The organism is Paenibacillus rhizophilus (assembly GCF_003854965.1).
Lineage (GTDB): Bacteria > Bacillota > Bacilli > Paenibacillales > Paenibacillaceae > Paenibacillus_AQ > Paenibacillus_AQ rhizophilus.
The window spans coordinates 48,145-71,966 of sequence record NZ_RQPI01000010.1; the positions used below are offsets into that span (position 1 = coordinate 48,145).

At 52.4% G+C, this 23,822-nt stretch carries 18 protein-coding genes; 15 read left to right on the forward strand and 3 right to left on the reverse strand.

Translation table 11 applies throughout. From position 1 onward, the window contains the following. The first annotated feature begins 36 nt into the window (after positions 1-36). The 4 genes from EH198_RS16670 to argH all read left to right on the forward strand — a co-directional run bounded on the left by EH198_RS16670 (position 37) and on the right by argH (position 5,311). Positions 37-1,320, forward strand: coding sequence for an aspartate aminotransferase family protein (locus EH198_RS16670; RefSeq protein WP_124696655.1), 1,284 nt, complete (start codon positions 37-39; stop codon positions 1,318-1,320). 67 nt (positions 1,321-1,387) lie between these two features. Continuing rightward, positions 1,388-2,350, forward strand: a complete 963-nt coding sequence (argF, locus tag EH198_RS16675; RefSeq protein WP_124696656.1) for an ornithine carbamoyltransferase — start codon at positions 1,388-1,390, stop codon at positions 2,348-2,350. A 64-nt stretch (positions 2,351-2,414) separates the two neighbouring features. Further along, entirely contained in the window at positions 2,415-3,650 is a 1,236-nt protein-coding gene (locus EH198_RS16680; RefSeq protein ID WP_124696657.1) for an argininosuccinate synthase, read from the forward strand. Between the two features lie 248 nt (positions 3,651-3,898). Next, a complete protein-coding gene (argH, locus tag EH198_RS16685) occupies positions 3,899-5,311 on the forward strand; it encodes an argininosuccinate lyase (protein WP_124696658.1) in 1,413 nt (470 codons plus the stop codon). Positions 5,312-5,769: 458 nt separating this feature from the next. Here argH and EH198_RS16690 read toward each other — a convergent pair whose 3' ends face one another. Then, positions 5,770-6,555: an alpha/beta hydrolase gene (locus EH198_RS16690; RefSeq protein WP_124696659.1), complete on the reverse strand. Its 786-nt coding sequence runs from the start codon at positions 6,553-6,555 to the stop codon at positions 5,770-5,772. 186 nt (positions 6,556-6,741) lie between these two features. On the opposite strand from EH198_RS16690, the gene EH198_RS16695 reads away from it, so the two are divergent. From EH198_RS16695 to EH198_RS16705, 3 genes are all read left to right on the forward strand, one after another. Next, a complete protein-coding gene (locus EH198_RS16695; RefSeq protein ID WP_124696660.1) occupies positions 6,742-7,311 on the forward strand; it encodes a prepilin-type N-terminal cleavage/methylation domain-containing protein in 570 nt (189 codons plus the stop codon). Further along, positions 7,295-7,819 (forward strand): PulJ/GspJ family protein, encoded by a 525-nt coding sequence (locus EH198_RS16700; RefSeq protein WP_124696661.1) that lies wholly within the window; start codon positions 7,295-7,297, stop codon positions 7,817-7,819. Before EH198_RS16695 ends, EH198_RS16700 begins: the two co-directional genes overlap by 17 nt. A gap of 77 nt (positions 7,820-7,896) precedes the next feature. Further along, positions 7,897-9,675, forward strand: a complete 1,779-nt coding sequence (locus EH198_RS16705; RefSeq protein ID WP_124696662.1) for a hypothetical protein — start codon at positions 7,897-7,899, stop codon at positions 9,673-9,675. Between the two features lie 114 nt (positions 9,676-9,789). Here the strand turns inward: EH198_RS16705 and EH198_RS16710 are convergent, their stop codons facing one another. Continuing rightward, positions 9,790-14,511, reverse strand: a complete 4,722-nt coding sequence (locus EH198_RS16710) for a collagen-binding domain-containing protein (protein WP_124696663.1) — start codon at positions 14,509-14,511, stop codon at positions 9,790-9,792. 384 nt (positions 14,512-14,895) lie between these two features. Here EH198_RS16710 and EH198_RS16715 point away from each other — a divergent pair, with 384 nt between their 5' ends. The 8 genes from EH198_RS16715 to EH198_RS16750 all read left to right on the forward strand — a co-directional run bounded on the left by EH198_RS16715 (position 14,896) and on the right by EH198_RS16750 (position 23,206). Next, the gene (locus tag EH198_RS16715) at positions 14,896-16,560 is read left to right on the forward strand and encodes a GspE/PulE family protein (RefSeq protein ID WP_124696664.1); all 1,665 of its coding nucleotides are present in this window, start codon (positions 14,896-14,898) and stop codon (positions 16,558-16,560) included. 19 nt (positions 16,561-16,579) lie between these two features. After that, entirely contained in the window at positions 16,580-17,641 is a 1,062-nt protein-coding gene (locus EH198_RS16720) for a type IV pilus twitching motility protein PilT (protein ID WP_124696665.1), read from the forward strand. Next, positions 17,628-18,836, forward strand: a complete 1,209-nt coding sequence (locus EH198_RS16725; protein WP_124696666.1) for a type II secretion system F family protein — start codon at positions 17,628-17,630, stop codon at positions 18,834-18,836. The genes EH198_RS16720 and EH198_RS16725 overlap by 14 nt, the downstream gene beginning before the upstream one ends. A 32-nt stretch (positions 18,837-18,868) precedes the next feature. Continuing rightward, entirely contained in the window at positions 18,869-19,321 is a 453-nt protein-coding gene (locus EH198_RS16730; RefSeq protein ID WP_185702932.1) for a type II secretion system protein, read from the forward strand. A gap of 87 nt (positions 19,322-19,408) precedes the next feature. Beyond that, positions 19,409-20,158: a prepilin peptidase gene (locus EH198_RS16735; protein WP_124696667.1), complete on the forward strand. Its 750-nt coding sequence runs from the start codon at positions 19,409-19,411 to the stop codon at positions 20,156-20,158. 17 nt (positions 20,159-20,175) lie between these two features. Then, positions 20,176-21,810 carry a pilus assembly protein PilM gene (pilM, locus tag EH198_RS16740; protein ID WP_124696668.1) on the forward strand — a complete coding sequence of 545 codons (1,635 nt, stop codon included), beginning with the start codon at positions 20,176-20,178 and terminating at the stop codon, positions 21,808-21,810. Continuing rightward, positions 21,794-22,453: a type 4a pilus biogenesis protein PilO gene (gene pilO / locus EH198_RS16745; protein WP_124696669.1), complete on the forward strand. Its 660-nt coding sequence runs from the start codon at positions 21,794-21,796 to the stop codon at positions 22,451-22,453. The genes pilM and pilO overlap by 17 nt, the downstream gene beginning before the upstream one ends. A gap of 147 nt (positions 22,454-22,600) precedes the next feature. Then, complete coding sequence (locus EH198_RS16750) at positions 22,601-23,206, forward strand: DL-endopeptidase inhibitor IseA family protein (protein WP_124696670.1); 606 nt, start codon at positions 22,601-22,603, stop codon at positions 23,204-23,206. A 68-nt stretch (positions 23,207-23,274) separates the two neighbouring features. Here EH198_RS16750 and EH198_RS16755 read toward each other — a convergent pair whose 3' ends face one another. Continuing rightward, positions 23,275-23,694, reverse strand: a complete 420-nt coding sequence (locus tag EH198_RS16755) for a CBS domain-containing protein (protein ID WP_124696671.1) — start codon at positions 23,692-23,694, stop codon at positions 23,275-23,277. Between the last annotated feature and the right edge of the window lie 128 nt (positions 23,695-23,822).

The following is a 23,822-nucleotide window of genomic DNA, read 5'->3' on the forward strand; positions in this document are numbered from 1 at the left end:
TTAAGAGCGGCGTGGGCGGGGGGAGAGTGAATGGAAATGAGCAAGCTTACGCAGGCGGAAAATCATTCTTTGAAGGAAGTACAGGTCGCGGACACGGGAGCGGGAATCAGCACAGCGGGTCAGCAGGTGTCTTCGGGGAAGCTGGAACATGTTTTTCCTTCCTATGCGAGATTTGATATCAGTCTGGTCAAAGGCAAAGGAAGCTGGGTATGGGATGATAAAGGCAATAAATATCTCGATTTTACCTGCGGTCTGGCGGTGACCAGTCTCGGACACGCTCCGGAGAAGGTTGGCGAGAAGTTGAAAGCCCAGATCGATACGCTGTGGCATGTATCCAACCTGTTCCACATCCCTGGACAGGACAAGGTGGCCGAACTGCTGACCGCGAACAGCTGCGCGGATCAGGTGTTCTTCTGCAACAGCGGGGCGGAATCGAACGAAGCCGCGATCAAGCTGGCGCGCCGCTACCACCAGAAGGTGAAAGGTACGGGCCGCTACGAGGTCATTACATTCGAACAGTCTTTCCATGGACGCACGCTGGCGACGCTGACGGCAACGGGACAGCAGAAGGTAAAAGACGGCTTCCTGCCGCTGCCGCAGGGCTTTGTCACGGTGCCTCTCCATGATCTTCCTGCGCTCGAAGCGGCCATCGGGGATAATACAGCTGCAATTATGCTGGAGATGGTGCTGGCGGAAGGCGGCGTGCTTGAGGTGCAGCCGGAGTTCCTGAACAGCGTCGTGGAGCTGTGCAAGCAGCACGGCCTGCTGCTGATCGTGGACGAAGTGCAGACCGGGATGGGCCGCACGGGCAAGCTCTTCGCGCATCAGCATTACGGCATTGAGCCTGATATTTTCACGGTTGCCAAGGGCATAGCGAGCGGCTTCCCGGCAGGAGTAATGCTTGCAAAGGGCTATCTGCGCGAGGTGTTCACTCCGGGCAGCCATGCCACGACGTTCGGCGGCACACCGCTGGCGACGGCGGTTATGGCGGCTACCATCGAGACGATGCTGGAGGACAATCTTCCGCAGCGCGCGGCCGAGTCCGGCGAGTTTTTGACAGGGCTGCTGAAAGAGAAGCTGGCCGATTGTCCATTCGTAGTGGACATCCGCGGCAAAGGCCTGCTGATCGGCATCGAGTGCCAGTCGCCCGTCGGTGAGATCGTACTGGCCGGACAGTCCAAGGGTCTGCTGTTCGTCACGGCGGGAACGCATGTCATCCGTCTGCTGCCGAACCTTTACGTAACCAAGGAAGAAATCCACCAGGCGGTGGACATCCTTTCGGAACTCATTCATACTTATGCTAACAATCACAAGGCTTAAGCGATAGAGCATACAAGCGTTTATATATTCGCGGGTTTCCGCAACAATAAGAAGGAGGAACGGATTCATGGGTCAGGGCATCACGGACAATGCAAAGGGCATCGTGCTCAAAGGCCGGGATTTTCTGGAGCTGGACGACTACAGTCCGGAGGAAATCCAGTATCTGATCGACCTGGCTATCGAGCTGAAGCGCAAGCAGAAGAACGGTGAAGTGTATCAGCCACTGCTGGGCAAGACGATCGGTCTTATTTTTGAAAAATCATCCACACGCACGCGCGTTTCCTTCGAGGTGGGCATGTTTCAGCTTGGCGGACATGCTTTATTCCTGAGCAAGAACGACATCCAGCTTGGACGCGGCGAGACGGTGGGCGATACGGCGCAGGTTATGTCGCGTTATCTGGACGGCATCATGATCCGCACGTTCGGGCATGACAAGGTCGAAGAACTGGCGCGCTATGCTTCGGTGCCTGTCATTAACGGCCTGAGCGATCTGGCGCATCCGTGCCAGGTTCTGGCCGACTATCAAACGGTCTATGAGCAAAAAGGCCGGCTGAAAGGCCTTAAGCTTGCCTATATCGGCGACGGCAACAATATGGCGCATTCCCTTCTGCTTGGCGGGGCCAAGCTTGGGGTGCATGTCTCCATCGCAGGACCGGAAGGCTACGAGCCGGATGCCGCCGTTGTAGCCAAGGCGCGGGAAATTGCTAAAGAGACTGGCTCCGAGATCGTTATCACGCGCAGTCCGGAAGAAGCGGTGAAGGATGCCGACGTCATCTACACGGATGTATGGGCGAGCATGGGCTTCGAGGAAGAGCAGCTGGCGCGGGAAGCGGCGTTCAAGGATTTTCAGGTCAATGAGGAGCTCGTTAAAGGCGCTAAGAGCGACTATATGTTCCTGCACTGCCTGCCAGCCCACCGGGGCGAGGAAGTGACCGCCGAAGTGATCGACGGACCGAACTCCTTTATTTTCGACGAGGCGGAGAACCGGCTGCATGCGCAAAAAGCGCTGATGGCCGCCCTGATGGGCTGATCCCTCCTTGCCTGGAGATAAAGTGCAGCGAGAAATCCCTTAAGCAGAAAGGAAGACATTTGTAATGGCAAAAGAAAAAATCGTGCTCGCCTATTCCGGCGGCCTGGATACCTCGGTCATTCTGAAATGGCTGAAAGAAACATACGATGCGGAAATTATCGCTTTTACGGCCGATATCGGCCAGAAGGAAGAATTGGATGGCCTGGAGGAAAAAGCGCTCGCTACCGGCGCGTCGAAAGTATATATCGACGACCTGCGCGAGGAATTCGCCAAGGATTTCATCTACCCGATGTTCCAGGCGGGGGCGCTGTATGAAGGGCAGTACCTGCTCGGCACCAGCATCGCCCGCCCGCTGATCGCCAAGCGCATGGTCGACATCGCCATCGCGGAAGGCGCGACAGCGATTGCGCATGGCGCGACCGGCAAGGGCAACGACCAGGTCCGCTTCGAGCTTGGAGCGGCTGGTCTGGCTCCGAACATCAAGGTTATCGCGCCTTGGCGGCTGGAAGAGTTCCGTAACCAATTCCCGGGCCGCGCGGAAATGATCGCTTACGCGGAAGCGAACGGCATCCCGGTTCAGGCATCGGCTGCAAAGCCGTATTCCATGGACCGCAATCTGCTGCATATCAGCTATGAGAGCGGCGTACTGGAAGATCCGTGGTTCGACGCCAGCGCGCCGGAGAACAAGGAAATGTTCCTGCTGACGAACGCGCCCGAGGACGCTCCGGACGAGGCGGAATACATTGAGCTGGAATTCCTGAAGGGCGACTGTATTGCCCTTAACGGCGAACCGCTTGCACCTCTCCAGGTTATGGAGAAGCTGAATGAGCTTGGCGGCAAGCACGGCATCGGCCGTGTGGATATGGTCGAGAACCGCTTTGTCGGCATGAAGAGCCGTGGCGTTTATGAAACGCCGGGCGGAACGATTCTGTTCACCGCTCACCGCAAAATGGAGTCCATCACGATGGACCGTGAAGTCATGAACGTCCGCGACAGCCTGATTACCCGTTACAGCACGCTTGTGTACAACGGCTTCTGGTTCGCTCCGGAACGCACGGCGATTCAGGCGCTTGTAGCCGAGAGCCAGCAGAACGTAACCGGAACCGTACGCCTCAAGCTGTATAAAGGCAACATTATCGGCGCCGGCGTCAAGAGTCCGGTCAGCCTGTACAATCCGAATATCGCGACAATGGAGGCCGATCCGACACAGGCCTACGATCAAGGCGACGCTACCGGCTTCATCCGCCTGAACGCGCTGCGTCTGAAGGTTTCGACCGGAGTGGCCGAATCGGCGAAATAAGCCGCAGGTCTGTCGATGTAAACCGGCAGGTCTGAAGTGTGCGAAGTGCCTGGATAAACCTTAGTTTGTTCGGCGTATAGGTTTGAGAAGGAAATTGGATGCTTGGGAATGGCTTGTACTGCCGCGAATTCGCAGGATCGAGCAAAAATCGGGTACGCAAAAGTATCCGTCACATAAGAACTGACGAAGGCCGTTCCTCCCCGTAAGGAAGGAGCGGCCTCTGACGTCGTAAGAGGGGGAATTGAGCGGTGAGCAAGCTGTGGGGTGGACGTTTTACCAAAGGAACGAATAAGCTCGTGGAGGAATACACAGCCTCCATCGGCTTCGATAAAGCGCTGGCGGAAGAAGATGTGCAGGGCAGTCTGGCGCATGTGACGATGCTGGGCAAATGCGGGATTTTGCCGCAGGAAGATGTAGAGACGATTAAGAACGGACTTCAAAAGGTGCTGGAAAAGGTTCGCGCCGGAGAAGTCGAATTTTCCGTTTCGGATGAGGATATTCATATGAACATCGAGAAGCATCTGATCGAGGAAATCGGCCCGGTCGGCGGCAAGCTTCATACGGGACGCAGCCGCAACGACCAGGTGGCGACGGACATGCATCTGTATTTGCGCAACCGGGTGGTGGAGCTTGTCGACCTGCTGCATGGGCTTCAGGAAGCGCTGATTGAGCAGGCCAAAGACAATGTGGAGACCATTGTGCCCGGATATACGCATTTGCAGCGGGCCCAGCCGATTCTGTTCGCGCATCATCTCCTCGCCTATGTCTCGATGTTCCGCCGGGACGCGGAGCGGCTGAGTGACAGCTATAAGCGCATCAATGTGCTGCCGCTGGGCGCCGGAGCGCTGGCGGGAACGACTTTTCCGATCGATCGTCATTTTGTTGCGGAACAGCTTGGTTTTGATGGTGTTTATGAGAACAGTCTGGATGCCGTCAGCGACCGTGATTTTATCGTCGAATTTCTGGCGAACGCCTCGCTGATCATGACGCATCTGTCGCGCCTTAGCGAAGAGCTGGTGCTGTGGAGCAGCACGGAGTTCAGCTTTGTGGAGCTGGATGATGCCTTCTGCACAGGCAGCAGCATTATGCCGCAGAAGAAGAATCCGGACGTGCCGGAGCTTGTGCGTGGCAAGACGGGCCGTGTCTACGGTAACCTGATCGGCCTGCTGACGGTGCTGAAATCCCTGCCTCTGGCGTACAACAAAGACATGCAGGAAGACAAGGAAGGCATGTTCGACACGGTAACGACGCTGACGGGCGCCCTTCAATTGTTCGCGCCGATGATTGCGACGATGAAGGTGAACAAGGGGCGGATGCGGGAAGCGGTCAATACCGATTTCTCCAACGCGACGGATATTGCGGATTTTCTGGTCGGCAAAGGACTGCCGTTCCGTCAGGCGCATGAAGTCATCGGAAAAACGGTGCTGTACTGCATCAATGAAGGCAAATTCCTGCTCGATCTGACGCTGGACGAATTCAAGCAGTTCTCGCCGCTGTTCGACGAGAATATTTACGCGGTGCTTCAGCCGGAAGCGGTCGTCAATGCGCGCAACGTGTACGGCGGTACGGCAACTGTGCAGGTGCAGGCGGCGATCGTTAGGGCGGAAGAGAATCTGCTCGAAGCGAAAAAATGGGTTGCGGAGCTTGCGGAGAAACTTTAAGCGTGTTATCCGGCAAAAACAGATCCAAGAGGCCACTCGAGTAGACATCACGGGTTCTGTTTTGAGGAACAAACAAAGTAATTCACTAAAAATGACATTCAAACTGGCAACAGTTGAATGTCATTTTTTCTATATACACAGGAGAATAAAGTTTGGCATACGATCGACGCGATCAATAAAGTTTTTGACTTTGAAAGATGGTCAGTAAATTAGCTTAAGAGGGAACATTCCTGCGCGAATACATGTTTTTCCACTTAATTTCTTGCTATTGCAGAAATAGCTTGGAATTCCTGCACGATCGCAGCTCATTTCCAATCGATTAAAGGATCAACGAAAGAAGATGCACTATTACAGTTTTGGCAGCACCGGAAAAGCACCCGTAGTGGATAAGAGGAGACCACTTTCAAGTGGAGAAGGGCAGCTTTCTTAATAAGTGGTTTTATCCTCTTAAAGTGAATTTACCCTCGCAGAGGCAGCCAGGCCAGCACATCCTGAATTTTGGTATCCCAGTAACCCCATTCATGGCTTCCCGGGCCCTCCTCATAAGTTAAGGATAATGAAGTCGATCGGGCGGCGTCGCGAAAACGCAGATTGTCCTCGTACAGAAAATCCTCCGTACCGCAGCATTGGTAGAGCAGCGGCTTCGGTCCGCCCGAGGCGTCCGCCTTGCGGATTAAGGCTAAAAGGTCCTCATCGGTCCCCGAGATATCCTCCTTGCCAAAGATCAACTCAAATTCCCGTTTGGACATCACGTTGCCATGTCTTAAATGGAGATTCGTCACATCCAGCGCTCCCGACAGGCTGGCCGCGGCGGCAAAAGCCTCCGGCTTACGAAGCCCCAGCTTGATTGCCCCGTACCCTCCCATCGACAAGCCCGCTACGAAATTATCCTCACGCTCCGCAGACAGCGGAAAGAACGAGCGCGCCAGCGCCGGCAGCTCCTCGCTGATAAAGGTCCAGTAGCTGCCTCCGGATGCCATGTCCGTGTAAAAACTGCGGTGCACCTGTGGCATAACGACCGCGATCCCCAAATCAGCGACATACCGCTCAATCGACGTGCGGCGCAGCCAAATGGAGTCGTCATCCGATAAGCCGTGCAGCAGATACAAGGTGGGATGGAGGGAAGTTCCCCGGGTGACGCCGCCCATTCCAATTTGCGTCTTCGTCTGCTGCGGCAGAATTACCGTCATCGACGTGCCCAGCCCCAAGGTTTCCGAATAAAACCGGCATTCAATCAAAGCCATATCATCAAATCCTCCTTTCAGCCAAATCATAGCATAGTCTTTTACCGATATACATTGTAGAGAGTGCTAGATTCTCTCGGTGAAACTCATTGTGGGTCTTAGGCCCACAGCATATAATGATAGGAGAACTAGGTCTAAACGATGTGCAAACGCGAAATCATCATGCGGTCCGGAGGAAAGAAAACTATGCGGTTCGACCTAAAACAGGAGCGGGGCTTCACCCTTATCGAGGTGCTCGCGGCAATTGTGATTTTATCCATCGTCTCCCTGGTCCTGACGTCATACTTCGTCAACGCGATGTCCTACTCGAAATCGAACCAGAACAAGACGATTATGGTCAATCTGGCGCGGAACGCGCTTTTTTATATGGAGAAGCAGGATTTTGAGAAAACGCAGGATTTTTTTGTCACTAAAGGCTACACGGTATCCGCCAATGTCTGCCAAATCGATGCCTGCGGCAACAATACCACCGCTGAAGGGCAGGCTTACCGGGATACTTTTGACACGGAGTCTTTGGCGAGTGTGCTGCATCCCCGGGTGAACGGCGTTACTTACACCATCGATGTCGTTTATCAGTCGGGTGTATGGGGCAACCAGCCCCAGCCAACGGGCGCGGTGTCAAGCATCCTTAACCAGTCATCTGTCCGGAGCTACTTGCTGCCGGTTAAAGTGGAGGTCAGACGTGCGAATACCGTGAGTCCACCTGCCAATACCGTAGAGGTGGAGGGGTATATAACCGATGAACGAATTCGTTAGGCGCCTAAAAGCAGAGGAACGGGGTTTCACCCTGGTCGAGTTGATCAGCTCGATTACGATTTTTGCCATGGTCTTGGGACTGATCTCTGGTGTGACGATGTTCGGCATGCGAAGCTATCACCAAATTACAGTACAGAACGCTTTGCGGGATGAGGCCGATCTCATTATGTCCACCATCATTACGAAGCTGTACACCTATGGTCCCGAACGAGTGCAGAACATAACCGGCGGCATTGAACTGATCAAAAGCGGTGCCAACCCGGAGATCATCGCTGTAAACGGCGATGAGATTGTTATTGCAACGGGCAGCACCGGCGCGGACTCCGGCTCCCCGATTGCCGTTCAATCTAAACTGGAGGGGTCAACGATCACGTTGATCAAGACGGATGGAAGAACCGCACCGCTTGACACTCCCTATGAATCCGGGACCATTGAGATCAAGCTGGTGCTGAAATACCAAGGAAATGTAGAGGATAAGCTGGAGCTGAGCAGTCAATTCGGATTTTAGGAGGTTCGGTTTACAACATGCGGAGGAGCGGTACTTCTGATCGTACAGACATGAGATTAGGACGGATAGGAGAGCGTTTGTCCTCCGAACAGGGCTCTGCTCTCGTGCTGGTCATGTTCATTGTGCTTTTGCTTACGATTCTCGGAGTCGGTGTTCTTAGCGCAACTATCGGCGGAGCCACACGGACCGAAACGCGGGAGAACGATGTGCAGAGCATCCATTTGGCGCAGAAAAAAATTGATGAAGTCATGGCGTATGTGACCGCCGATGTGAACCAAAAGATACAGAATTACATGGGCAGGCCGCAGGCGGATCTGGACCTTTCGATTCAAAACTTTTTGGTGTCCCTTAACAATGAGAAAAACGGCTTCGTCTCCAGCACAAGCCTGAATGGCGCAGCTAACGGGATTACAAGCATTACACTGGACAAGGGCGCCTCTACGAACAGCAAATATGTCATCGTGATCCGGGCGAATGCAACGGTCAACGGCGTCGTTCGGACGCTGCAGCAGAAAGTGGAAGTTTCAACATTTCCAGACTTTTTGAATTATTCCCTCGGTTCCGAGGGAATCGTCTATTTGAACGGCGCGCCGTATATCGAGGGGAAGCTATATGCGGGTATCCAGCTAATGCTGAGCCCGGTGGCAAAATATAAATATTTTACCGAATCGACCAAGACGACCTTGTATCCCCGGATTGACGGAGAAGCGCAGGTGCAGTCGCTCAAGGATATGCGGTATTCAACGGACGGAACGGCTTATGAGGACATACCGGTGTCCGATAAAGAGACATACTCCAAGTTGGACGACCGCGTTAAGCAGGTGTACGAGAACTCCCAGGTCAAGAAGCAGTCAACCTTCGTGCAAATTGACGTCGAGGATTCCTTTCTGGACAAAGTCGCCGAAGCTTCGGGATCGGCTGGCAATAAGACGGAGTTCGCCGTTACTTACTTTGGTGCAGGGGGTAAAAACAGCGCAGAAACTCCAACGACAAGAGGAACAAGATTGGTAGATACGCTTCAGGAGCCTGCTGGAAACATAACCACATTAAAAATGCCTGTAAAGAGCGATTATGACCAATGGGTTGACAACACCTTGACCGCAGAAGAGCTGAAGTGGAAGAGGCAGGAACTTTATGATGCGGCCGTTCGAGAGTTCAAGCAGAAACTTATAAGTCTCGGAACCAGCACAATTATCGATGGGAATCTGAACCTGGATGGCACCACCTATAATGAAATTAAGGATCTGGCCAAGGCGCAGGGCACCGAAGAATCACACTGGCTCATTGTCAATGGGGACTTGACCGTGGACAATTCAACGATTCAAGCGAATATTCTGGTTACAGGCAATCTGCACATCAAGGGAGAGGTCAAGCTCGACTCCACGATGTTCGTGCTGGGGAGCACAGACGTTGTGAACGCCAACATTTCCGGCAAAAATGATAAGGAACTCGTGCTTATCTCCAAAGGGTCCGTGCTGATCAACCGTATTGAGGAATTTAGAGATGAGGCGACTCGTTTGAAAGGCTTCTTTTATACGGACAGTACGGCTGAGTTATACGGAGTGGGCTCCATCTTCTCGCTCGAAGGCGGATTTTTCGCCAAAGGCGATCTGACGATTAACGCGGTTGTCGGCAAAGTGTATCCGAATCCGGGACAGCCGGAGTTTCGGTTTGAGGATCAGAATCAGGAGGGAGAAGCCGCTGCCCGTTTCGTGATCCGCTATAATGAGGATGTCTTTGCCGATCAGCGGGTAGGGCTGCCGAGAGTGACCCAGGTCAATATTCATCTTAATCCGATTGAGCTTCTTGCCCAAACGGGGGAGACCGGTCAGACCGGGGACGGCAATCAGCCATAGACAGAGCCGAATGAACGGCTATGAATTAAAGCAGCCGGTAGAAGCATTTGCTTCAACCGGCTGCTCTTTTTCAATTGAGATATACTATTGGCTTGGCATTCATGCTCGGCTTTGTCAGTAACGATGATCGGCCGTATCCGGATCAACAACCTTAATCGTGTAATAGGCGGTTGCTGTTTCTCCCGTTCCTTTTGGATAGGAAACCTTGATCCTCTCGGTCCCCTCCCGAATGCCGGTTATGATGACGGTGGATTTATTGGTAACGTTGAGCGTAACGGCCGGTGCCTCGTGATTGCCTTCGATTCTCCAAACCAGCTTTCCCGCCAGGCTTGCAGGAATATCGCCATAAGGATCGATCGTATGCAGGAGCGAATAGAGATTGAGTGACTGATTAATGCTAATTACGCCGTAATCCGGTGAGAATTCCAAATTCGGCTCGGATAATACCTTGATCGTGAATGGAGGGCTGGTGATTCCGGCTGCTGTCACAACCACCTGGATGCCTCCGCTAGGCTGGATACCTTTAAACTCAACAGTGTTACCGGCCGCATTAGCTTTGATAACGCCTTGATCATCGGTGAAGCCGCCGTAGCTTATGTCTCCATTATTGACAAGATGCCATTCATACTCCTCCTCAGGGGCAACTGGATCGGGCAATGCGGTCAAAGTAATCGTATTATTGACAAACACCGTTGAAAGGTACCCAATTGTCAGGGAGTTTAGTCCGACGGTAATTTCCTTGGTTTGGGTAATGGCTTCGTTAAACTGATCGCTGATTACCGAGACGGTAATCGTGTAGACGCCCGATTTCACTGCGGAGAAGTTGGCAGATCCCTGACTGCTTGTAATGGAAACTGGATTCCCCATGTTATCCACAGCGCTCCACGTATACTGTACTCCGGTCTCGTTCGAGTTCGAATAAGCCGCGGTCAAAGCCACGCTTTCGTTAATGACTACCCTATCTTTGTCGGCCCTCAGGCTCAATGTCCGATCGGCCGGCTTCGTTGGACTTGGGGAAGTCGTTGGGCTTGACGAAATTGTTGGACTTGGTGTAACCGATGGGCTTGGCTGAACCGATGGACTTGGTGCCGGACTCGGCGGATTAAGAACCGTAACCGTAGCCGAAGAGTTCAGGTTTCTTCCATCGGTGGTAGAAGCCGTGATAACGGCGGTGCCTGCCGACCTGCCATAGACGACGCCGCCCGAGTCGACGCTGACAATTGAATCGTTGCTGGAACTCCAGTTCAACGGGTCTGCCGCTCTGCTCGTCGGTTCAATCGTCCGGGACAATTTTTGCTGGTCCCCGATCAGTAAGGTGGTATCCGATACCGTGAGTCTGGTTATCCTTTCCACCGCTGTTACAGTCATCTTCGGAAAATAAAGGATAGTCGGTGACGGCGTTGTCGAAGGCGTCGGTACCGGCGACGGTGATGACGTTGGCGTCGGTGTTGCAGCAGGCGTTGCCGTCGGCATCACAATAGGCAGCGGGCCTGCATAGGACTTAATGTCGATCAGAGACGACGCATTGAGCGCTGCCGCGATAACGTTGCCGTGAATCTGCCCGTTGGTGAAGTTCAGAACGCCCCTAGGCGCCAATACCGACCCGTTGATTTCCACTCCGGAAATGTTGACCGTCTCGGCATCCGGGAAGTTATAGATCACATGATCCCCGCTAACCCCGCTCGGCAGCCCGAAAGCCTTGTTCAAAGTAATAACATCCTTATCTTTATCCTTATCCTTTGTGGTAATCGTATAAATAATATTCTTGCCGGAAATCTGAGATACATTGGGCCAGCCTGCATTTTCAAAAGTTTTAGATTCAATCTTGAAAGCAACGATGGAATCCGTTCCCGTGCCAGTTCCCGATAAATTGAGATCCTTATCATAAGTTCCGTTAGGCGTAACATCCGCCAATTTATCCGAAAGAATCTGGTAGTAGGAGCGCGCCGCCTCGAAATCGATGAGTGATCCTTTTTTGTACGTTCCGTTTAAGATATTGCCGCTGTCTACCTTCGTGTAGCTTCCTTGATGCAAAATATTGCCGTAAACGGTACCGTTTTGAAAATCAAGATCTCCGCCCGTGACGATCGCATAAGGAACGCGGCTACCATTGGATTCATTAATTTCTGCACCGCTGATTGTCGTGTTGCCTCCGGCCGCCAGGTTCCCTTTCAAGGAAGCTGTCACATTCGCTGGGCCGAATACGAAGGCGTTATAATCGCCCGCAATTCCCAGCGACGAGCCGGACGAGGAGACCGACGGGTCGAAGTTTGATGAAGCAGGGGTTGTCCCCGTTGCAGCCGGACTGGCCGTGGTCACTGTAGGCGACGGACTGGTTGTAGCCACAGCCGTAGGCGTCTCCGTTGCCGCCAAGACCGGATGAACATCGACAAAGCTGACCTTGGCAGTGTCAAAATGGTACGTATTGGCGACGGCCGCTCGCACATTGATGCTGAAGACGATTGGACCGGCAGAGTCGGGCACGTAAGTCTTAACTCCGTCCACGGTCTTTAACGTATAGGTGATACTGCCAAGCGATTTACTCAATGTATATCCGGCTGATCCATCACCGGAAACACTTATCCCCGCAGGCCAGTCGCCGTTTCGCTCCAGATTAGCGGGCAGCGTCTCAAGGAATCTGATGTCCGAGATGGTCAACGCTGCTGAGGATTGATTAGCGGTCCCCGCCTGATCGAACGGAATGGACTTCGGCTTAACCGAGTACGTAATGGTAAACGCCTCATCCATGGCAACCTCGCCGCTGGCGTTGACATTGGACGACAGCGTACGCGTCAATTCCAGATTGGCGGAAGCCTTGAGGACGGTGATGTCAATGCTTGTCACGGTCAGCGCCCCCTGCTTGTCCCGGGCAGTGATTTCAATGGTCAGCGGCCCGCCGTCCGGAAGCGGATTGGCGAAGGTTGCATGAACTGTTTTTCCCGAAAGTATGGAGGTTTCCGGCATTCCGGTGTTGGTTAAGTAGACGCCATTCGATTTGAAACGGATTGTCGTATATAATTCCTGATCTTCAGGGTCCGGATCTTCGACTTTGTAATCGACGGTAATCCCATTCTGATAAGTAGGCACCGTATCGTTCTGCTGCGGTAAATGGACGGTGATTTCCGGTTTATGGTTGGAACCGATGTACCCCCGGTACATCATATTGACGAACAGCTTTTGTTCCCAATCCGGGAAGTGCTCCTTGCTGGGCGTTCCTAAAATATGACCGGTGGCCGAATAGATTATATTCCCTTTGGTATAGGTATAGTAATGATTCGCACTGTCGTCGCTGTCCCGGTTTGCGCCGATGATGTTATACCACGGGATAATTTCCGGGTCCTCCAGATTTAGCGAATAGGACGGATTATGGGCTGTGGAAATTTCCGGCGTAATGATATCCGTTTGCTCGTTATGGGCATTAAGCGCGCTGAGATAGAACGGATAATGGGCGAGCAGTCCGTCGTTGACGGGCTTGACCGATTCGGCAGCGTAAGGCGCATTAACGTTGGAGTTCTTCTGCGGATCAATCTGTCCGGCGATATCCATAAAGTATTGTTCCCATGCTCTGGCCGCTGGGCTGTTCCCGTGATACACCGCATCGTTTGCCAAAATAACGCTCTGTCTCGTTACCTTGGCGTAATCGATAACAGCTTGTGCGGCGCGATCCGTGAGGGAAGTATTTCCGCTGTTCCGGAATCCGAGAATTAGCATGTCGTATACGCCGTTAAGTCCGTAGGTGCCATCCAGCTCATATTGAGCGGCGATATCATTATTAAACTCAGAGACCGGCTTGGCGGTAATGTTGAATCTGTAATCTTCCGTATTCAAATAACTCTGATTCATGTTATTTGGATCGAGCAAACTGCTTGTTCGCTCGCTGTTGCCTACGGAGGGCAATACTTGCAAAATATTCAAAACCTTCTGCTTCCCCCGGAAACGGATAACGCCGCTGTCGTAATCTTTTAACTTAGTGGCACTCAAGTGATCGCTGATTTCCAATTTCCAGTACAACAAACCGGATGTCGTTTTGGGAAGCGTATACGTAATCTCTCCATTGGGGCTTTGATCCAAAGTCGTGGCGGCAGCGACCTGCGACTCCGTCATGGGAACGGACTTATCCCTACTAACATACAGCTTGACCAAAATAGGGTGATTGTTTAAGTCTTCCACATTGGCTGCGTTGAACTTAAAGTCCAGGGTGTCACCGGGCCTGTAAAGGTAATCCGGATTTTGACTGTAATCGGTAATGTCACTCTTATTGGTAATGGTGAGACGCGGGCGCTGCTTCAGCATACGGAGAACGTCGGTACTGTCGCTGTTGATGTCATTAATGAACGTGCTTAAATCGCTGTCGCTGACAAAACGGACGTTCTGTCTCGGAGAGTCTGTACGATACTTATTGAACGAAGTATACAGAATGCCGGTTTGGCTCTCAAAAGACGCGTTGTTGAAAATGACGGTAAGGCCCTTATTAATATAGTAGTCGGAGATTTCCTTTGCTTTTAGAGAGGTGATGTCGCTTGAGTCATCAGATTTGCCGGAATTATCATACTTACTGTATGTACCCTTGCCGATATAGACGGCGTCGTATTTTCCGTCGAAGTCATCGCGCAGCGAAACAAACCGGTTCATGCTCATGGTGTCAACGATTATGTTAGCCGCCGTAAGCGATTTGAGATCGCTTTCCCCACTGTTTGTAACCTCCAAAATGCGGATGTTGTAAACAAAGGGTTCCGCATTTACCTTCAGAACGAGGCTTTTGATAGGCATCACAAGCAGGCCCAACACAGCGAGGCCCGACAATATTAAAAGTATTTTCGATTTGGTAAGCTTCAAGGCTATCTCTCCCCGATTCTATATAAGAGCATTATAAGAGCAAAACTCCGACAATTTATTTCAAATTTTTCTAAAAACCGATAACTTTCAGGCAATTTTAATTGTAAAACTACCTATTATATGCTATATATCATTCTAGGATAATTTTCATTGATAGGCAATAAAAAACTATGTAAAATTACCCTGTAATCAGAGACTTTAGAACTATGTTTTGTTAGCGTAATCCAATATTATCCGGCTCTCCGAAAATAAAGAATACATAAGAGATTTATCGGTTCCTTTTTGTGAAAATGTAGTGGGAAGTGCTCACTCCTTTTGCTAAAATTTTAAAGTCTTGCAGCCGATAAAAAATTAAACACTACACGGCATGGAGATGAGTTCGCGTTGGCGATTGTGAAGAAAAGACTTGGAGACTTGCTGGTAGAGAATGGGATCATCTCTCAGGAACAGCTTGAGGAAGCGCTTGTCGAACAGCGCAAATCGAAACGCAAGCTCGGCGACCTGCTTATTTCGCAAGGTTATATAACCGAGCAGCAGCTGATCGAAGTATTGGAATTTCAGCTAGGCATACCGCATGTAAGCCTTTTTAAATATCAGATCGACCCTGCGATTACGCAGATTATTCCCGAAAGCATGGCCAAGCGCTATCAAGTTCTGCCTTTTATGAAAGAGGGCGGCAAGCTGATGGTGGCCATGGCGGACCCTTTGGACTATTTTGCAATTGAAGATTTGCGCATGAGCACCGGATTCCGGATCGAGCCCGCAATCTCCACAAGAGACGAGCTGCAGCGGGCGATCGCCCGGCATTACGGCATGCGCGATTCAATGAGCCAGATGATGGGGGAGCTTCCGTCGCAGGAAGAGATTGAAGAAACGGAAATTACCGATGAGGACTCGCCGATTGTCCGTCTGGTCAACCAGATGATTCAGCAGGCGGTGCAGCTACGGGCATCGGATATTCATGTGGACCCCGGCGAAAATAATCTCGCCATCCGCTACCGGATTGATGGTACGCTGCGGACCGAGCGGCTGATTCCAAAGCAGATGCAGGGCTTCATTACGGCACGGCTGAAGATTATGGCCCGCCTGAACATCGCTGAGCGTCGGCTGCCCCAGGACGGCCGGATCAAGATGCAGTTCGAATACAAGATGGTCGATATCCGTGTATCGTCCTTGCCGACGATGCATGGCGAAAAAATAGTTCTGCGGCTGCTCGATCTGAGCACCGGTGTCAAATCGGTGGACCTTCTCGGTTTTAGCGACGGCAATGTCGAGGCTTTTAAAGAAATGATCGGCAAGCCTTACGGCATCCTCTTGATAACGGGGCCGACGGGCAGCGGCAAGACGACGACGTTGTACTCGGCGCTTAACCAGCTGAATGAAGAGAGCGTCAATATCATCACGGTTGAAGACCCTGTGGAGTATCAGCTGGAGGGCATCAACCAAGTTCATGTCAATCCGGCGATCGGATTAACCTTTGCGGCGGGTCTGCGTTCCATTCTTCGTCAAGATCCGAACATTGTCATGGTCGGGGAAATCCGGGACACGGAGACGGCCGCAATCGCCATCAGAGCTTCGCTTACAGGACACCTGGTGCTGTCCACATTGCACACGAATGACGCGATCAGCACCATTTCACGCCTGCGCGATATGGGAGTCGAGCCGTATTTGATCGCTTCGTCGCTGATCGGCGTCGTGTCCCAGCGGCTGGTGCGCAAGATTTGCACAGACTGCAAGGAAACCTACGTTCCGTCCCAGCAGGAATCAATCATGCTGGGCAAGTACGGTTTGAAGCGTGAAGTCTTGCACCGTGGCCGCGGATGCGGAAGCTGCAACACGACGGGATACCGCGGACGGATTGCGATTCATGAAGTATTGACGATCGATGACCATCTCCGCCAATTGATTACGAATTCGGCCTCGGTTGAAGAATTGCGGGTAGCGGCGAAGGAGCGGGGATTGGTTCAATTGATGGAGGACGGATTTCTTAAAGTATCCCAGGGATTGACAACGCTGCAGGAAGTGCTGCGGGAAACGGTCTCGCATTAATGACAGGAGGAGAGTAACGATGCTGTCCGATTCACGACAGATTACACAACTGCTGCATATGGCGTACTCCTCCAGAGCGTCGGACCTGCACATTTCGGTCGGCGCTCCGCCGGTGCTGCGCATTGACGGCAAGCTGCACAACGTGGAGGGCGGGCTCGTCGGCCCGGCCGAGGCGGAGAAGATGGCGCTCGATCTGCTCGGGCCTGAACAGGAAAAAGAGTTTCGGGAAGCAGGCGAATTCGACTTCTCTTATCCGCTGGAAGGCGGCGTGCGGTTCCGTGTCAACGTCTACCGGCAGCGGGGAGGGATCAGCATTGCGGCACGCAGCATTCCGGCTGAAATCCCGAGTCTGGAACAGCTTGCGCTTCCGCCGGTGCTGTCTGCCCTTGCGCTGAAGCCGCAGGGCCTGATTCTGGTAACAGGGCCGACGGGCAGCGGGAAATCGTCCACGCTTGCGGCGATGCTAAACCATATCAACCGGAATGAGCGCAAGCATATCGTCACGCTGGAAGATCCGATCGAATTTTTGCACAGCCACGGCACGTGCCTGATCGATCAGCGTGAGGTCGGCAGCGATACGGCCAGCTTCTCGAACGGCCTGCGGGCGGCGCTGCGCCAGGACCCGGACGTTATTCTCGTCGGGGAAATGCGCGACCTGGAGACGATTTCGGCAGCTGTTACCGCCGCGGAGACGGGTCATCTTGTCATGGCGACGCTGCACACGACCGATGCGCCGCAGACGATTGATCGGATTATCGATGCCTTTCCGGGGCATCAGCAGAATCAGATTCGCCTGCAGCTTGCTTCTGTGCTGCTTGCCGTCATTTCGCAGCGGCTGTTCCCGCGGGCTGAAGGCAAAGGGCGTCTGTGCGCGACGGAAATTCTCATGAACACACCGGCGGTCTCCAACCTGATCCGCACCGAGAAGACGCACCAGATCAAAAATATTATGCAAACCGGACGTTCGCTCGGCATGCATACCCTTGACATGGCCATCCGCGATTATTTATCGCACGGGTTGATCCATCCGGAGGCGGCCAAGGCTTATCTGGCGGAGGTGAGAGCCGATGCCACAATTTGAGTATCAAGTACGGACATCCGGCGGCAAACAGTTGAAGGGAAAGCTTACAGCCCTCGATAAGCCATCGGCGATGGAAGAGCTTCGCAAACGGGGACTTACCGTATTTTTGCTGAACGAGCAGAAGAATTCCATCCTGTCGATGGATATTTATATCGGAAATCCGGTGAAGACGATTCATTTTATTATATATTGCCGGCAGTTCGCGACCTTGATCCGCGCAGGCGTCTCGATTATCGATGCGACCCGTATTTTGGCTGAGCAGACCGACAGCAAGCCGCTGAGAAAAGCGCTGCAGGACGTGAATTCCAGCCTGATGCGCGGGATCGCGTTCTCGCAGGCCGTTCAGGAGCACAAGAAGATTTTCCCTTCCCTGTTCGTCAGCATGGTCCGCGCGGGCGAGGAGTCTGGCGATTTGGAAGGAACGCTGGATCGGCTGGCATTGTTCTTTGAAAAACAGCACACGACAACCGAGAAAATCAAGTCCGCGCTGACTTATCCGATCACCGTAGCCATTATGGCGGTTGCGGCTGTCATTTATCTGCTCTGGGCCATTGTTCCGCAGTTTGTCACGATGTTCGAATCCATGAACGCCGATCTTCCGGCGATTACGAAGCTGGTGCTGGCGTTAAGCAAAAGCATCCAGGGCCAGTGGTATTATTGGCTGCTTGGCATCATTCTGCTGGTAGCGGCCTTCCAAATTACGAAGCGGACGGAAAAAGGGGCTTACGCCATTGACTATGCGAAGCTGAAAGTTCCGGTGTTCGGCAAGCTGAACCAAAAGGGTTCGATTGCACAGTTTACGCGCACTTTTTCTTCTCTCTATGCCAGCTCGGTGCCGATCTTGCAGTCGCTGAGCATTGTCGAGGAGATCGCCGGGAACAAGGTTATCGGCAAGTATATCCGCAGTGCGGGCGATTCGCTTCGCCTCGGCAACCCGCTGTCCGATCCGCTCAAAAAAGCGTGGGTCTTCCCGCCGCTCGTTACGCAGATGATCGCCATCGGCGAAGAGACCGGCGCCCTCGACCAGATGCTCTCCAAGGTGGCGGACTTCTATGAGATGGATGTCGAGAACACCGTGGACCGTTTGAAGTCGCTGCTGGAACCGCTGCTGATCGCTTTTTTAGCGGGAGTAGTAGGAGTCATTGTAGCGGCGATCATGCTGCCGATGTTCAGTTTGTACAGCAATATGGGGTAAAGGGATTAATATTACAAGGGGGAAGAATTGAAATGTTGGCTAATGCAATTAAGAAAAGATTGAGCAAGGAAGAGAATCAGAAGGGTTTTACGCTGATTGAGCTGTTGGCGGTTATCGTTATTTTGGGGATTATTTCGGTTATTGCTATACCAATGATTGGCGGAATTATTGATAATACGAAAAAAGATGCTGATGTTGCCACAGCACGTCAAATTTATGAAGCTGCAAGAATGTATGTTACTAGTGAATTAAAGGGGGATTTTACTAGTGAAACTGTACTAATAACTGATCTGAAAACAAAAAAATACTTGGAATCTAGTATTGTATTGCCAAGTAACAAAGAATCCATTACAGGTGGAGAAGTTAACTTCAATGCTAGTGGTGAATTAGATACAACTAATGCTGTTGAGATCGTTACTGCATCATTTCCGGCAGCAACACCCAAGGTTTATACGGCTGCTAAAATTCAAGCTGTAGAGAAGTAATAAGTTATTAGAATATCAATTTCAATCAGGAATCGGACCATTCCGATTCCTTTTTTAAAACATCCAGAAAGCGAATAGGAACACGCCATGACGATTTTTCTAGCCGTTTATATCACCTTGCTCGGACTGATTCTGGGCTCCTTTTATAATGTCGTGGCGCTGCGCGTGCCGGCGGGGGAATCGCTAAAGTCTCCACCGTCGCACTGCACAAGCTGCGGGACAAGGCTGAAAGCAAGGGACCTGCTTCCGGTGCTCAGTTGGCTTACAGCCGGCGGAACATGCCGATACTGCGGAACCCGCGTGTCTTCGCTCTATCCGCTGGGGGAACTCGCGACGGGACTGCTGTTTCTGTGGTCGTATCTCCAGTTTGGGTTGAACGGCAGCGGAATCACAGCGATGGTTCTGTCCAGTCTGGCTGTTATTGTAACGGTCTCGGATTTGAAGTTCATGTTGATTCCGGATAAGGTGCTGCTGTTTTTTCTGCCGGTCCTGCTTTTGTTGACCCTGCTGTTCCCGGAAGGTCCGCTGTGGCTGCATCTGCTCGGGGCCGCAATCGGCGGCGGCGTCATTCTTCCGTTCGCTTTATTCGGAGGAATGGGTATGGGAGATGTCAAGCTGTTCGCGCTGCTGGGATGGGTCATTGGGTTTCCGAATGTTCTGCTCGCCTTCTTTACCGCGTGTCTTCTGGGAACCGTTGTTGGCGGAACGCTCCAACTGCTGGGCGTGGTGGGGCGCAGACAGCCGATTCCGTTCGGTCCGTGGCTGGCGGTCGGAGGTTTGCTCGCGTACGGTTACGGATCACAGATTATTGGCGGGTATCTCTCGCTCATCCGTTAGGAGGAATATCGATTCATATGCTTGGACTCAGAACACCGGCGGCTGGTCTTGCGATTGAGCAGACGGGAATCCGCTATATCAGCTTAAAGAACAAAAAGTCATGGGAAGTCCGCAAGAAACGATTTCTCCCGCTCCCTCCGGGCATGATCGTGGGGAACCAGGTGGCTGAAGGCGCCGCGCTGCTTGACCGGGTCAAGAAATGGGTGAAGAAAGAAGGACTGCGGGGCACCCGGATTGCCCTGTCCATTCCTCCATCGCAGATCATTGTAAGAAAAATGACCATTCCGAGCACCAATGACAAGCAGGTGGAGCAGCTCGTCAAGCTGGAAGTGGAAACGGGGCTGCATCTGCCGTTCGACAATCCCGTTTACGATTATGTGACCACCGAAGTGGACGAGGACCAGAGCCATCTGCTGGTTTTTGCCGCTCCACGCAAGCCGATCCAGGAATACATCGATATTTTGGAAAAAGCGGGTCTGCGGGTAAGCAGTGTGGAGATCGCGGCGACGGCGCTGGCGCGAAGCCTGTCTCTGGGGCAGGGCGAGAGCTTTGAAGAGACGATGCTCATCAATATGGAGCAGTCCATGTTGGACGTGTACATGTTCCGCAGCGGGAATCCGGTGTTCATCCGCACGATTAACCGGGGCGACTTGAACCAGGCCGTGCCATCGGCCGACCTTGCTCCTGGCGGAGAACAGTATATGGCGGAAGCGGCGGCCTCGTCAGAGGCGTCGCAGAAGCAGCTCTCTCCGGAGCAGATGGTGGAGATTACCGCAGAAATTTCGCGGATGCTCAACTTCTATCAATACAGCTTGCATGACGGCAGCACCCGTATTAAAAATGTGCTGATCGCCGGATCGCCCGATACCCGCCGGCAGCTGTTCGAGGAATTAAATCTGTCGCTGACGGAGCTGGAAGTTTCCATGATCGGGCTGGATCCTTTTGCTGCTACCAATTTGCCCGATCCCGGGCTTAACGATTACCGTGTGGCCGTTGGGGCTGCTCTTCGCAGCAGCGGCTTCTTGACGATAGACCTGCTCCCTCGGGAAGACAGGGAAGCAATGCTGTTCCCTTACCTTGCCACGGCTCTTGTCGGTATTTGGCTGCTTGGCGTTATTGGAACCGGCATTTATTACGCTGCGGAACGCGGGAAAATCTCGAACAACAACGAGCAAATACAAGGAGCGCAGGACCGGGGGACGATGCTTCAAGTGGAGCTTGCCAAGCTGAACGGAGGCGGAGGACAGCTGAACCGTAAAGCGGCGGTCGACGAAATTTTGAAGTACAAGATGAACATCGTTTCCGTGCTGAATGAGCTGGCGTCCGGGTTGCCGCAGGGCAGCGCGCTCCGCAATATTAATTATACGTACCGCACATCCATTGATCTGACCGTAAAAGTACCGCGGATGGAGGATGCTTCCATCTACCTGGCCAATCTTCGGCAAATGTCATTTACCGTGGACGCTTCGATTCAGAAGCTGACAGAAGGAGATACCGGCGCGGGTCCGGCCTCAACTTTATTAACCAAATCGTATACAGCGGTGTACAAGGTGAACCTCACCGCCAAGAAGCCGAACGAAGACGCTGGCGGTACAGATACAAGCGGGCAGGAAAGCCAAGGGGAGGTGGACAGCAGTGGAACAAATCAATAAATACCGTTCTCCGATTGTGCTAGGGGTGCTGATCTTATTCCTTATGCTGTTGTCCTTCTACTTGCTGGGAGTGCAGTCCGCGAGCCGGAAGGTCAGCGAACAGGAATCGCAGCTCGCGCAGCTCAATGAGCAAAATCAATTGCTGCAGACCCAAATCGATAAACTCCAAATCTCCTCACCCGGAGACTCGGAAGAGGAAGCGCTGCTGGCGCAGCTTCCGCGCGGAGATAACAGCGAGCAATTAATTCTCGATCTGCGGGCCATCGGTACGGTTACGAATGCCAGATTGAAGGACATCAGCTTTACAGTGGGAGACACGAACCCCATTCAGGAAATGACAGGCGCTTCCACCGTCGCTTATTCAACCGTTAAGGCGCTGAAAATGACTGCCGTGGTCGAGGGCGACTATACAGGCATCCGCAACTGGATGAAGGATCTGCAGATTTTGCCGCGCATCATTAACGTGGATTCTTTTGTTTTCCAGCGATCAAGCAGTAACAATGCCGCCCAAAGCGTGAATAGCATTTTAACGGCAACGGTATCCTTCACGGCTTACTATGAAGAAACGGACAAAGATAAAGCAGAGGACAAGAATTCCTGGACAAAATCGGGCTCTGATCAAACAGCCTTTACCGGCGAATAACCGGGTCATCCCCATCCATTTTTCGCTTTGCATCCGGCTCCTTTAAGGAGTCCGGATTTTTTTGCGCCACATGATGTTGAAATCGTTTTCGTTTTCATGCCAAAAGGGTATTGATAGCTTAGAATCCAATCCAAAGGAGGAATAATAATGAACAAAAAATGGTTAATCGGATCGCTTGCGCTGTCTTTGGGTTTGGTATCTGCGGGAAGCGGAGCGATGGCGGCGTCAACAGGTTCAAGTGGGATGAAGACGGTGGCGGCCGCAGCGGCGGTTAAGACTGCAATAGGTAATCCGACCGCCATCAACAACTTGACGGCAAGCAGTATCATCCCGCTCGTGGTTTATGCCAGAGAGGTGTTTTTCTACACAAACCGGGGCGGGAATCTCGTCAATCTTGAGACTTTTCAATATAACGGACAGGAATACCGGTATCTGTCTGCCGACATCGGCACCAAGCAGCAGCTGCTGCATTATGTCAAAAAGGCCTACACGCATAATGCGGCGGCTTTTTACGCTCAAACGCAATTTTATGAACAAAATGGAAGAATGGCTCAGATCAATGCCGATCTGGGGAATCTGCTGCTGTTTGAGAAGGCGACCGCCCGCATGGTTTCCAAAAATGCAACCGCTGCCGTCTTCGAGCTGACAGTGCCTTATCCGAACAACACGCAGGAGGCGGAGCGAGTGACGGTGAAGCTGAAAAAGGTTAACGGATATTGGAGAATCGACATGTCTCCGGATACCTTGTTCTAATTGCAGAGGGGAAGCGGGGATAAATAAAAGCGAAAGATTCGTGGCGGCCGGTGATGAGTGTGGTTTGTCTATGACCGGAAGGCGAGCAAATCGGAGACATACACCACTCCAGCCAGCTTGCCGCAGTCAGTGACGACAATACAGTCGTTACGACTCATCGGATTGCGGTCCAGCGCCATAGCCAGAACCGTTTGGGGTTCAGATGCGATGTCGACAATCAGCGGATATTTATGAGCCAGCTTCATTGCGGGTTCTCTGTAGAACGTATCCGTTCCGAGCCTGCCGGTTGCTACTAAAAAGAACTTCTCGCTCATCAGCAATCCGACCGGCTTCTCTGCGGTATTGCAGAGGACGAGACACTTGGATTCCGGGTGCTCAAACATGGTGCGAAGCGCTTGCCGGCATGTGTGATGGTCAAGGACTACCGGGACGGGGCGCATGATTTCCGCCAGCTTGACGGCGGTTGATGCAGCCTTTGTGTTTATCATATGAAGTCATCCTTTCCCGAATGTTTAATTTAATCATATCTACGGTATATCATCAGTATATCAGCCGATTGTAAATAGAGCGGTCTCACTAAGTAAAGCGCGGATTAAATAGATGGGAGAAAGTCTTA